The organism is Sphingobacterium paramultivorum, from assembly GCF_014109745.1.
GTDB lineage: Bacteria > Bacteroidota > Bacteroidia > Sphingobacteriales > Sphingobacteriaceae > Sphingobacterium > Sphingobacterium paramultivorum.
The window spans coordinates 5791558-5803646 of sequence record NZ_CP058555.1 but is presented as its reverse complement, the minus strand read 5'-3'; the positions used below and the strand labels follow the sequence as shown (position 1 = coordinate 5803646).

11 protein-coding genes, 2 tRNA genes and 1 rRNA gene are annotated in these 12089 nt (G+C 41.1%); 4 read left to right on the top strand and 10 right to left on the bottom strand.

The features are described 5' to 3' along the window. Positions 1-52 precede the first annotated feature (52 nt). From HS960_RS23980 to HS960_RS23970, 3 genes are all read right to left on the bottom strand, one after another. Positions 53-126, bottom strand: a tRNA-Ala gene (locus HS960_RS23980). A gap of 11 nt (positions 127-137) precedes the next feature. Beyond that, positions 138-211 (bottom strand) — tRNA-Ile (locus tag HS960_RS23975). 121 nt (positions 212-332) lie between these two features. After that, positions 333-1862: ribosomal RNA gene (locus tag HS960_RS23970) — 16S ribosomal RNA — on the bottom strand. Between the two features lie 507 nt (positions 1863-2369). On the opposite strand from HS960_RS23970, the gene HS960_RS23965 reads away from it, so the two are divergent. Beyond that, positions 2370-2546: a hypothetical protein gene (locus HS960_RS23965; protein WP_182330768.1), complete on the top strand. Its 177-nt coding sequence runs from the start codon at positions 2370-2372 to the stop codon at positions 2544-2546. Between the two features lie 607 nt (positions 2547-3153). On the opposite strand, the gene HS960_RS23960 is transcribed toward HS960_RS23965, so the two are convergent. The 5 genes from HS960_RS23960 to spt are packed head-to-tail and all read right to left on the bottom strand — an operon-like array spanning position 3154 to position 7575. Beyond that, positions 3154-3549: a GtrA family protein gene (locus HS960_RS23960; protein ID WP_159727189.1), complete on the bottom strand. Its 396-nt coding sequence runs from the start codon at positions 3547-3549 to the stop codon at positions 3154-3156. Between the two features lie 2 nt (positions 3550-3551). Next, positions 3552-4244 carry a CDP-alcohol phosphatidyltransferase family protein gene (locus HS960_RS23955; RefSeq protein ID WP_153845640.1) on the bottom strand — a complete coding sequence of 231 codons (693 nt, stop codon included), beginning with the start codon at positions 4242-4244 and terminating at the stop codon, positions 3552-3554. 9 nt (positions 4245-4253) lie between these two features. Continuing rightward, complete coding sequence (locus HS960_RS23950) at positions 4254-5246, bottom strand: NAD-dependent epimerase/dehydratase family protein (protein WP_182330767.1); 993 nt, start codon at positions 5244-5246, stop codon at positions 4254-4256. Next, the gene (locus tag HS960_RS23945; RefSeq protein ID WP_182330766.1) at positions 5243-6364 is read right to left on the bottom strand and encodes a hypothetical protein; all 1122 of its coding nucleotides are present in this window, start codon (positions 6362-6364) and stop codon (positions 5243-5245) included. Before HS960_RS23945 ends, HS960_RS23950 begins: the two co-directional genes overlap by 4 nt. Before the next feature lie 11 nt (positions 6365-6375). Further along, the gene (gene spt, locus HS960_RS23940) at positions 6376-7575 is read right to left on the bottom strand and encodes a serine palmitoyltransferase (RefSeq protein ID WP_153845643.1); all 1200 of its coding nucleotides are present in this window, start codon (positions 7573-7575) and stop codon (positions 6376-6378) included. A gap of 409 nt (positions 7576-7984) precedes the next feature. Here spt and smpB point away from each other — a divergent pair, with 409 nt between their 5' ends. Next, a complete protein-coding gene (gene smpB / locus HS960_RS23935; RefSeq protein WP_120333714.1) occupies positions 7985-8440 on the top strand; it encodes an SsrA-binding protein SmpB in 456 nt (151 codons plus the stop codon). A 1-nt stretch (position 8441) separates the two neighbouring features. On the opposite strand, the gene HS960_RS23930 is transcribed toward smpB, so the two are convergent. After that, positions 8442-9344 (bottom strand): AraC family transcriptional regulator, encoded by a 903-nt coding sequence (locus HS960_RS23930; protein WP_153845644.1) that lies wholly within the window; start codon positions 9342-9344, stop codon positions 8442-8444. A 173-nt stretch (positions 9345-9517) separates the two neighbouring features. Here HS960_RS23930 and HS960_RS23925 point away from each other — a divergent pair, with 173 nt between their 5' ends. Then, positions 9518-11020 carry an aldehyde dehydrogenase family protein gene (locus tag HS960_RS23925; protein ID WP_182330765.1) on the top strand — a complete coding sequence of 501 codons (1503 nt, stop codon included), beginning with the start codon at positions 9518-9520 and terminating at the stop codon, positions 11018-11020. Positions 11021-11140: 120 nt separating this feature from the next. Beyond that, a complete protein-coding gene (locus tag HS960_RS23920; protein WP_153845646.1) occupies positions 11141-11515 on the top strand; it encodes a DUF779 domain-containing protein in 375 nt (124 codons plus the stop codon). Between the two features lie 161 nt (positions 11516-11676). Here HS960_RS23920 and HS960_RS23915 read toward each other — a convergent pair whose 3' ends face one another. Then, positions 11677-12078 carry an acyl-CoA thioesterase gene (locus tag HS960_RS23915; protein WP_075994203.1) on the bottom strand — a complete coding sequence of 134 codons (402 nt, stop codon included), beginning with the start codon at positions 12076-12078 and terminating at the stop codon, positions 11677-11679. Positions 12079-12089: the final 11 nt, after the last annotated feature.

The following is a 12089-nucleotide window of genomic DNA, read 5'->3' as shown; positions in this document are numbered from 1 at the left end:
CTCTTTTTCCGGTTTATTTTAGGAGCATCTGTCGATGTTCCTCCCGGAGATGTGGAGAATAACGGATTCGAACCGTTGACCCCCTGCGTGCAAGGCAGGTGCTCTAGCCAGCTGAGCTAATTCCCCTCTTTTTTTCGTAGTCCCGAGCAGATTTGAACTGCTGACCCCTACATTATCAGTGTAGTGCTCTAACCAACTGAGCTACGGGACTAGCTTATCTTGTTCATCTCTTTCTCTCAGTACTGCTCCTTTCGGGGCGGGCACTTTCTTCTGATGTTTTCTCTTTTTGCAATCATATGTAACGTGACGAGTACCGATCCGCGATACTCTAGAAAGGAGGTATTCCAGCCGCACCTTCCGGTACGGCTACCTTGTTACGACTTAGCCCCAATTATCGGTTTTACCCTAACACGCTCCTCGCGGTAACATGCTTTAGGTACCCCCAACTTTCATGGCTTGACGGGCGGTGTGTACAAGGCCCGGGAACGTATTCACCGCGTCATTGCTGATACGCGATTACTAGCGAATCCAACTTCATGGGGTCGAGTTGCAGACCCCAATCCGAACTGTGAATGGCTTTTAGAGATTAGCATCATATTGCTATGTAGCTGCCCGCTGTACCATCCATTGTAGCACGTGTGTAGCCCCGGACGTAAGGGCCATGATGACTTGACGTCGTCCCCACCTTCCTCACTGTTTGCACAGGCAGTCTGTTTAGAGTCCCCACCATTACATGCTGGCAACTAAACATAGGGGTTGCGCTCGTTGCGGGACTTAACCCAACACCTCACGGCACGAGCTGACGACAGCCATGCAGCACCTAGTTTCGTGTCCCGAAGGACGAATGCGTCTCTGCATTCTTCACTAACTTTCAAGCCCGGGTAAGGTTCCTCGCGTATCATCGAATTAAACCACATGCTCCTCCGCTTGTGCGGGCCCCCGTCAATTCCTTTGAGTTTCACCCTTGCGGGCGTACTCCCCAGGTGGATAACTTAACGCTTTCGCTTGGACGCTGGCTGTCTATCGCCAACATCGAGTTATCATCGTTTAGGGCGTGGACTACCAGGGTATCTAATCCTGTTCGATCCCCACGCTTTCGTGCATCAGCGTCAATACCAGCTTAGTGAGCTGCCTTCGCAATCGGAGTTCTAAGACATATCTATGCATTTCACCGCTACTTGTCTTATTCCGCCCACTTCAAATGGATTCAAGCCCATCAGTATCAAAGGCACTGCGATGGTTGAGCCACCGTATTTCACCCCTGACTTAATAGGCCGCCTACGCACCCTTTAAACCCAATAAATCCGGATAACGCTCGGATCCTCCGTATTACCGCGGCTGCTGGCACGGAGTTAGCCGATCCTTATTCTTCCAGTACATTCAGCTTCCTACACGTAGAAAGGTTTATTCCTGGACAAAAGCAGTTTACAACCCATAGGGCAGTCATCCTGCACGCGGCATGGCTGGTTCAGGCTTCCGCCCATTGACCAATATTCCTTACTGCTGCCTCCCGTAGGAGTCTGGTCCGTGTCTCAGTACCAGTGTGGGGGATTCTCCTCTCAGAGCCCCTAGACATCGTCGCCTTGGTAAGCCGTTACCCTACCAACTAGCTAATGTCACGCGAGCCCATCTCTATCCTATAAATATTTAATATCCAACCGATGCCGGTCAGATATATTATGCGGTGTTAATCTCTCTTTCGAGAGGCTATCCCCCTGATAGAGGTAGGTTGCTCACGCGTTACGCACCCGTGCGCCACTCTCACCGTCTTCGAGCAAGCTCTCCGACGGATCCCGTCCGACTTGCATGTATTAGGCCTGCCGCTAGCGTTCATCCTGAGCCAGGATCAAACTCTCCATTGTAAAATGAAGTTTTTGATTCCAACTATTTACATAATCAGAATTCTTTTTTTTATATCTCTGATCTTGGATCGAATTGAACTAATTCTTGAATTTGTTCATGACTTTCGTTTGTCTACTCGTCACGCTTACATGATTGTGTTTTCTTAAAGAACTTTTCGCGCTTCAACTTCCGTATCCGCTATATTCCGATAGGCATTGCGCCCCTCTTTATCATTTTGTTTTTCCCTTCGTTTCCGTTGGGACTGCAAAGGTAGAAATCTTTTTTGAACTTCCAAAAACTTTTTAAAGTTTTTTTCTTTTCCTTTTTTTCGATTTCCGCGTTTAAAATAAACTGAGCGGGATTTTAAATCCTGTCAGGCTTCTCTTAAACCCTTCTTTTTTCATGATTCCCTCTTTCGGGGTAACCGTTCCTCCCTTGCGGAGTGGTGCAAAGATAGGGAGTTTTAACAATCACTTCCAAGCCTTTTATTCTTATTTATTTCATTTTGCCCCTAACTGCCTGTAACGGTGCGAGATTCTTTTTGTAAAACAGGTGATCGGAAGGCTGGGATGGCTGATCCGGCCGCCGGAATGGGGACAGATAGCGGCATCTGGCAACGAAAACATCCCGAACTGCACCTGCCGGGTCTACTGCCCCACCGACACAGCATAGAAAGGGAGATTGGAAAACGTAAACATAGCTGAACAGAGAACAATATAGTTTAATACGATTGATATATATAGATTGATATATATAATAGAGATAGGATGTGACCGCGAACTGCAGCCGCAGCGGAATAGAGAACCGTATAGTTTAATACCATCGATATATATAACAGAGATGGGACGTGACCGGGAACCGCAACCGCAGCGGAATAGAGGATGGCGGGACCAGTCTAAAGTAAACCTGGATCAATTCTCATTTTAGTATAGCTTTTACTTAGGGTTTAGTTAGGGTTTGTTTAGGTATAGCTTAGGTTATAGCTAAACTAACCCTAACCAAAAGCTAACTAAATACCAATTAAAATCTAGTTTAAAGAAGAACTAAATAAAAGCGAATAAATAGAATCAACAAATAAGATAGTAGCACGCTTCACCTCGGATTTGCCCCAAAGAAACAGAAAACAACAGCGATTTGAAGGAATATAACAGAGATAAGACGCTAAGAAGCCCTTTTAGTCTAAAACAAGAGCTAAACTAACATCCTACAAAACCAAAACTAGGTAAGAAAAGAACAAGAGAGATCAAAGAATCAGAAAACAGAAAAGAAACTGAAACCAGCTAAAGCTGATTCGCAAAAAGAAGGAAATTACTATTTCTCCTCAGCTTTAAAAACCCAAAAACGCTGAAGTGTATAGTTGAAGCCCAAAGAAACGAGCAGCTCAACGACTAGTTTTGAGAACAAAAAGTTTAAATGATATACATCCACCAGAAAATGAATTCCTGTAGACTTCAATGCAATACTACCACAGACGACAATCACAAATTTCCATAGCTGACTCCCTACGGACTTTTGCGTACTACCAAAGGACCAGTATCGATTGATCAAAAAATTAACAACAGCACCAAGGCTACCACTAATAGCATTAGAAAAAGGAGCACTGATATGAAGAAGCTTATAACAAGCAGAGTATACTCCAAAATCAAACAATCCGCCTAAAAAGGCGGAAAGTTGAGCTTTTAAAAAAGTAATAACTTTTGAAGACATCGTTAAATAGCCTCCTCCTGCTGTTTTTTTAGTTTATCCTCTTTGTCTTTTTCATCGCCTAATTTAAGAAGTAGGCGTGTATCATTTGCATTAATTATAAAAAGTGCAATACAGATTACCAGTACACACCAATTAATAGATCCTGGCATTAAAACTTCAAAGAGCATAACCAATGAAATAATCACTCGAATTTCAGTAGGCCCCAAAATTCCGGCGTCTATCGTATACTTATCTGTAATTCTATACCTGAGCTGAGAAATAATCATTGCCCAGCCATATAATGCGACCAATGTAAATCCCAGATACTTAAAATCGCCCACGGTATACAGCACATATCCTAATCCTATAAAAACAGTACTGATCCAATCCATTACAATATCTAGCGCGAAACCGTACCAGCGGCGGGATTTATTGCGGTAGAATGCGATACGCCCATCTAATGAATCACCAAACCATTGTACAAAGAAACCAGGGATTCCTAAAAGTAAATAGCGAATATCAACATATTCAGCCAGTATAAAACTCCCCAATATCATTAAGGAACCTAAAAATCCAATTGCCGTAAGTCCATCCGATGTAATCCAATTGGGGATTCTAGGAACGAGGTACGAGATAAGTTTTTGTTCGGGTTCACTTAAGATATTTGTTCTCTTTCTATCCTGAAAAAGTTTTTTATTTATTTTTAACTCACTCATTATCTGCGATTATAGCCATTTATTTTCTTTATACCAAGCCAATGCCTCCATTAAGCCTTTCTTCAAATCATATTTAGGTTGGTATTGTAGCTGACGCTGAGCCGCCGAGATATCACAGCCCCAGTTTTCAGCTGTAAGTTCATTCAGCCGTTCAGGATATAGTACAGGTATTGCTTTAGAATTTTTATACAAACGTTCAAAAATAACCGCGATAGTCTTCACGACACCCAAAGGAATATGCATACGAATCATTTTCTTTTGGCTAAACTCTTTGAAAAACCTAGCCAACTCATAACGGCCATATACCTGTCCATCACTGAGGTTATACACCTGCTTTCCACCTTGGTCAAAACGACAGGCATGAATGATCGCCTGCACCAAGTCGGCAACATAAATAAAGCTAAGCTTTTGAGGAGAGCGACCAACATAGGCATCCAGGCCTCCATTCATTGTTTTAAAAACAATAAAAATATCCTTTTCACGAGGGCCGTATACCGCAGTAGGGCGCAAAATCGTTAGTGGCTGATCTTTAAAATCATTCAACGCGAGCTCCGCTTTCCGCTTACTACGACCATATGCCGTAACAGGACGATAAGGGTTGCTTTCATCGATAAGGTTAGCATCATAGTTAACAGGACCGATCGCCGCAAGACTACTAACGAAAACAAATCTTTTGATGGGAGTTTTTAAAGAAAAACAAGCTGATGCCAAGTTTTTTGTATAACCAACATTGACCTTTTCGAGATCTTCTTCATGTTTGGCACGAGTCATTGCCGCAGCATGAACAACATAGGTATAGTTTTCCGCTTCCAGTAATTCTCTGATAGACTCTTCATCAGAGAAATCCGGATAAACAAATTTATCTACAACGGAGCGAATTTCTGAAACATCACTTGACTTCCTCACCGCGGCATGAACTTCCATCCCCGCCTCTTTCGCTGCTCTTGTCAAATGATAGCCTACAAAACCACTCGCTCCGGTGATTAATACTTTTTCTATCATAATGATTTTTGATACAAACGATAACGTTTGTACAATTCTCCATTCATTTGTTCAATAGCGTGGTTCATCATGTAATTATGCTCCAACATCCATGAACATTCGGCCCCCTTAATATTAGAATCTTTTGATTCTTTTATAATTCGGCCATACAAACATGCTTCAATACCAAGTTTACGGTAGTCTTCCAATACCCCTAACATGAGTACACGAAGCAAGTTGATTTTTTTCTTTCCAAATAACAATTTAAAAATACCCGTAGGAAGTAGACGCCCTCGCTTCACTTTGATAAGGATCTGATTTATATCAGGTATCCCTAGACCAAAGCCAATAAGCTCACCATCTTTCTCTGCAACGATAGCAAAACGTGGATCGAGAATCATTTTTAAATCTTTGGCCGTATAATTAAATTCGTCCTCTGTCATCGGAACAAAACCCGAATTTTTATCCCATGCTCTATTATAAATGTCACGAACTTTTGCTGCCTCGTTTTTAAAATCCTTCACATTGAATTGACGCAATGTAATGCCAGATCTTTTCAAACGCTCTTCCAGCCTATCCAAAAGCAATACAGAACGCTTATCCGCAGACTTTTCCATAACCAAATAAGCTCTCAAATCCACTTTATGTCCATAGCCTGAATTGGTAATCAAGTCGATGTAATAAGGTGAATTGTAGGGCATCATGGCCACTGGAGGCTTATCAAAACCGTCAACCAATAAACCAACGGTATCATTGGTCGATAAATTGATCGGCCCAACGATCGTATCCCCACCTTTAGCTTTAACCCATTTTTCTGCGGTTTCAAATAACGCGTTTGCGACTTCTTGATCATCTATACAATCGAAAAAACCCCACTGTCCTTCATTCACATGATTAAAGGCATTATGGTTGTTGTTCCAGATGGCACATATACGACCAACAATCTTATCGTTACGATAAGCTAGAAAAGGTTGTGCTTGGGAATGTTTATAAAAGGGATGCTTGTCAGGGGAAAGCAAATCGTTTTGTTCAAGAAATAAGGCAGGTACATAATTAGGATTTCCCTCATAGAGACTATGAGGGAAATCTATAAACAGCCGTCTTTGTTTCTTTGTTTCAACGGGTACAATCTGAATCATACGATTAGATTTTATATTAATGTTTCAACTTCAGCTTGTTTGAATACTTTAACCATCTTCTCAATAGCCTCGTCGATTTGGTCATAAGTATGTGTCGCCATCAATGAAAAACGAATCAAAGACTCTTCCGCAGGAACTGCAGGAGAAACAACTGGATTAACGAATACGCCATCATCTTGAAGCATTTTAGTTACCCAGAACGTTTTTTCATTGCTACGAATAAAGATTGGTAAAATAGGACTTTCCGTAGCACCTAAATCAAACCCATGATCCAGTAATTGTGCTTTGGCATAATCTGTATTTTTCCATAATTTTTCAATATGCTCTGGCTCATTTTGAATAATTTCCAAAGCTTTCAATGTTGAAGCCACCGAAGCTGGAGTCATTGAAGCACTGAACATCACAGACCGCGCATTATGTTTTAAGAAATCAATCACATCTGCATCACCAGCCACAAATCCACCTAAAGAAGCTAACGATTTACTAAATGTACCCATAATCAAGTCTACATCATCATTAAGCCCAAAATGAGAAGCTGTACCAGCTCCTTTGTGCCCAATAACACCTAAACTGTGTGCGTCATCGACCATTACGGCAGCATCAAACTCATTGGCAATCGATGTAAGTTCAGGCAAATTAACAATATCACCCTCCATACTAAAGATACCATCCGTACAAATTAACTTCGCACTATCCTCAGGTAGCCGTGATAACTTAGCACGTAAGTCCTCCATATTGTTATGACCGTATTTGATTACTTTAGAAAAAGACAGACGGCTACCATCAATAATTGACGCGTGGTCACGTTCATCCAACAAAATATAATCATTACGTCCCATTAGACATGACAAAGGCCCTAGATTTGATTGGAATCCTGTACTAAAAAGAATAGCGGATTCTTTACCTACATAAGCAGATAATTTTTCTTCCAGTTCCACGTGAATATCCAACGTACCGTTTAAGAAACGAGATCCAGCACATCCAGTACCATACTTTTCCAAAGCATCTTGCGCTGCTTTTATAATACGTGTATCAGTCGTTAACCCTAAATAAGAGTTAGAACCAAACATCAATACACGTCTACCATCGATTTTTACTTCGGTATCTTGTTTTGATTGAATAGGTCTAAAATAGGCATATAAGCCCTTAGCTTTCAACTCCTCAACAATCTTAAATTGCGATATTTTTTCGCCTAACTTTCCTTTACTCATGCGATAAAAAGGTATTTCTAAAACTATTTCTAACTTTTAGATGTTATTGTAACAAACAAAATTATCGAATTGGACTTTTATATAAAAAACTCGGTCTCCGACTAAAAATCTGCTATATCCACAATGTAAGTTGAAATTCTACGTTGTATAGATTCACAATAATTCCAAAAACGTTGCAAACATACGAAAACATAATCTGACTTTCACTTAAATTTAGTCATATTTTTAACACATCGCCCAAAACTGTTAATTTTATTTTAATACTCCGCTAACATCTGTCCACACAATTCTACTTTAAAATAAGACAATTTTAATAATTATATTTGCGAACTTTAAATTATCCTATAATTAGTTACATTTAGGTTCATTGCAATAGCAATGGTATAGACTTACTAATATACAACAATATATGGCTTTATCTTCAGATATCAATATAAAAAATAAAAAAGCTTCTTTTGAATACCACTTACTGGACAAGTACATTGCAGGAATTCGATTATTGGGTACAGAAATAAAATCAATACGCGAAGGAAAGGCAAATATTAACGATAGTTTCTGTAGTTTTTTTGAGGACGGATTATACATCCGTAACATGCACATTGCCGAATACTCCATGGGATCTTTCTATAACCATGAGGCAAAACGCGACCGTCAACTGCTATTGACAAAAAGAGAATTAAAAAAACTGAAAGAGAAAGGGGAAGAACGTGGTTTTACCATTGTACCCCTACGCATCTTTATCAGTTCACGGGGTTTTGCCAAAGTTGAAATTGCCTTGGCACAGGGTAAAAAAGATTTTGACAAACGAGAAAACATCAAAGAAAAAGATATTAAACGTGAGCTTGATCGCGTGATGAAATTCTAGATTAACGCGCCAGGACAAATGCACCTGGCGTCATTCCTACCCTGCTTTTAAAAAGCCGAACAAAATAGTTGACATCATTAAATCCAGCCCCATAGCAGGACTCCTTTACATTACGGGTGAGTAAAAGCATTTTTTTTGCCTTCTCGATACGCTGTTGGATCACATACTCCATCGGACTAAGTCCAAGTTCACGGTTAAACATCCGCGTAAGGCTTGCTTTGCTCATATGAGCAGTCCGCTCCAATAGACCAATTGAAATTTTCTCTGTAATATGTTTCTGAATAAATTCCTGCACGTGTAACAGCACTTTATTAGGTGACTTCCCAATTTTTAATGCAATCAGCGACTGTGACTGAAGTAGCCGAATCGTAAGCTCTTTAAAAGTCAAATCTGCAAGTACATCTTTCAACGGGTTTTCACTAATAATAATTTGAAACAACTTGTTCACCAGGTCGGCAAGCTCAGTCGAATTGTACAGATGAAAAAAATCCGGATCAAGCCCCCACTGATTGACGTGTTCTTTCGGATAAAACTCATTTAGATAGTCCAAGACTGCTGCTATCTTCTCTTTATGAATCGTTAAAGCGGTACACTGCGTGGGTTGATCGAGGGTCGCTTCTGGAAAATCAATATGCATAGCTACCGATGCAGGCAACACCATCATCTGACCCGGCAGATAGTCAAAAGCCTTTACATTCTCCAAATGCATGATCTTTTTACCCTGGATCATGTTAATCATAACCAAGTCATCAAAACATAAAGGCACATGCTGCGACACCCGATATGTTTCGTAGATATTAAGCTCCAAGCTATCTAACGTAAATGCGCGTCGGTTCTCCACTAATGTGCTAAGCTCGCCCGCGCGCGAAAATGGCAATGTATGAATCAGCGTCCTATCTCCCATAGTGCAACAATTAAATATAATTGGCAGTCAATCAAATATAATAAAAAAATAAATTATGACCGAAAGTCATCTGCCACAATTGTGCTATGTTTTGGATCAATTCTGCTACGCCATTGAATAATTGCTGGCTAACTTTGATAAGAAGGGATTAAAAATAATTAATAATAAACCATATGAGCGCAATCAAAAGACCATCGTTCAAAGAACGATATGACAACTACATTGGAGGTAAATTTGTCGCACCAATTCAAGGAAAATACTTTGATAATATCTCGCCGGTAGACGGAAAAGTGTTTACTCAAGTTGCCCATTCAACAAAAGAAGATCTGGATCTCGCTGTCAACACTGCAGCCAAAGCTTTTGAAACTTGGGGAAAAACCTCCGCTACAGAACGAAGTATTATCCTCAATAAAATTGCTGACCGTATTGAAGCTAATTTAGAATATATCGCAGCCGTTGAAACGATAGATAACGGAAAAGCTGTACGTGAAATACTCAATGCGGATATCCCATTAGCCATCGACCATTTCCGGTATTTTGCTGGTGTAATCCGTGCTGAAGAGGGATCCATAAGCGAACTGGACAGCAATACGGTGTCGCTGATTGTACACGAACCAATCGGGGTTGTTGCACAGATTATTCCATGGAATTTCCCGATTCTGATGGCCGTATGGAAACTAGCTCCGGCCCTTGCTGCAGGGAACACTGTCGTGTTAAAACCCGCTGAAAGTACACCAGCATCTATTCTTGTTCTTATGGAAATCATCGGTGATTTGATTCCTGCCGGAGTGGTCAATATCGTCAACGGTTTCGGCGCAGAGCTTGGTCGTTCCTTGGTCACAAATCCAAAGGTTTCCAAAGCAGCATTCACAGGCTCCACTGCAACAGGACGTTTGGTCATGCAATATGCTACTGAAAATATCATCCCAGTAACCCTAGAATTGGGCGGAAAATCGCCCAATATTTTCTTCAGCTCGGTAATGGATGCAGATGATGCATTTTTGGACAAAGCAGTTGAAGGGGCCGTATTATTCGCGCTCAACCAGGGCGAAATTTGCACCTGCCCATCTCGTCTACTGATCCAGGAGGATATTTATGAAAAATTCATCGCTAAAGTGGTCGATCGGGTTAATCAGATCAAAGTTGGGGATCCATTAGACCCAACAACAATGATGGGTGCTCAGGCATCGAAGATTCAAAAAGATAAGATCATGTCCTATATTAAACTTGGCAAAGAAGAAGGAGCCGAAGTATTGACTGGCGGTGATGAAAACAATGTCGGCGCTGGTTTTGAAGGAGGCTACTACATCAAACCTACTCTATTCAAAGGAGATAATAGCATGCGCATTTTCCAGGAAGAAATCTTCGGCCCTGTGCTGGCAGTGACCACGTTCAAAGATGAACAAGAAGCAATTGCCATCGCCAATGATACCATGTATGGTCTCGGAGCAGGTGTATGGACCCGAGATGCACATCAGCTTTATCAGGTTCCACGTGCCATACAAGCTGGACGTGTATGGGTAAATCAATACCACTCCTACCCAGCTGGCGCTCCATTTGGCGGATACAAACAATCAGGAATTGGACGGGAAAACCATAAAATGATGCTTGCACATTACAGACAGGCTAAGAATATGTTGATTTCCTACAGTAAAGAAAAACTTGGTTTCTTTTAACTGAAGCATACCGGGTATACTTTTCGAACAGCTTGATACCCGAGTCTAGGGGGAGCAAATGCTGCCCCTTCCGCTGAATTTCATATGAACCAACGCTAAAACACATAAACTGATTTCACCATGATTAATAGATTAGACATCACTGAAAAAGCAAGGGAGCTCATTCATGAACTTGAAGCAAAGCATGGTAAATTAATGTTTTATCAGGCCGGAGGCTGTTGCGAGGGTACGCAGCCACAGTGTTTTGAGGAAGGAGGGTATTTTCCGAGGACGAATGACGACATGATAGGCTTAGCCGAAGGATATGAATTTTGGGTGGATCGTGATCTCTTTGAATATTGGAAACATGCACATTTCACCCTCGATGTACTGGATGGGTTTGGTCCCGGAGGATTCTCATTGGAAACTCCACTGGGTAAAACTTTCAAAGTTCATTATCGCCTATTTACAGCCGAAGAGCTTAATGACCTCAGCCCAATCAAACGAAACGAATAAAAAAAAGCATAAAACACCATAGAATCACAACGTTGTAAAGATGACCTATAAAATTCTTGGATCACTCTCTCAAAGAAAAAAGGGGCGCAGACGCGTCCCTTTTTCGATGTTATAATTTTAAAAAATTCTCCCCTGAGTTTCCGCATTCGGAAGCTAAAATTTTATTCGATATCCAAGCCTTCAAGGACTGGAATTGGCTGTTTGTTTTCATCCAGGGCGACAAATGTAAAAACACCCTCAATTGCAAGTTCTCTTCCTTCCTTATACATATGTTCCAGAAATATGTCGACCTTCACCTTCAAGCTGGTCCGACCTACATTCTGAACCCTTGCAATAGCTTCAATAATACTTCCGGAAGGAATTGCCTTATTGAAGTCTATACGGTCCGTCGATACAGTCACCAACGTTTTGCGGCAAAATCGTGTTGCAGCCATAAACGATACTTCGTCCATAATGGACATCGCCTTGCCGCCGAATAGCGTATCGTGATGATTCGTCAAAAACGGAAACACGGTCGTGCAGACGTGTGTTTCTGATAAATCAATACGTTCTTGTAAAGTCATTTATTTTTTAT

Coding starts and splice junctions, on each gene's coding strand:
- HS960_RS23920 (WP_153845646.1), top strand. CDS start 11,141: ATGATTAATAGATTAGACATCACTGAAAAAGCAAGGGAGCTCATTCAT.
- HS960_RS23960 (WP_159727189.1), bottom strand. CDS start 3,549: ATGTCTTCAAAAGTTATTACTTTTTTAAAAGCTCAACTTTCCGCCTTT.
- smpB (WP_120333714.1), top strand. CDS start 7,985: ATGGCTTTATCTTCAGATATCAATATAAAAAATAAAAAAGCTTCTTTT.
- HS960_RS23955 (WP_153845640.1), bottom strand. CDS start 4,244: ATGAGTGAGTTAAAAATAAATAAAAAACTTTTTCAGGATAGAAAGAGA.
- HS960_RS23915 (WP_075994203.1), bottom strand. CDS start 12,078: ATGACTTTACAAGAACGTATTGATTTATCAGAAACACACGTCTGCACG.
- HS960_RS23925 (WP_182330765.1), top strand. CDS start 9,518: ATGAGCGCAATCAAAAGACCATCGTTCAAAGAACGATATGACAACTAC.
- HS960_RS23945 (WP_182330766.1), bottom strand. CDS start 6,364: ATGATTCAGATTGTACCCGTTGAAACAAAGAAACAAAGACGGCTGTTT.
- HS960_RS23950 (WP_182330767.1), bottom strand. CDS start 5,246: ATGATAGAAAAAGTATTAATCACCGGAGCGAGTGGTTTTGTAGGCTAT.
- HS960_RS23930 (WP_153845644.1), bottom strand. CDS start 9,344: ATGGGAGATAGGACGCTGATTCATACATTGCCATTTTCGCGCGCGGGC.
- spt (WP_153845643.1), bottom strand. CDS start 7,575: ATGAGTAAAGGAAAGTTAGGCGAAAAAATATCGCAATTTAAGATTGTT.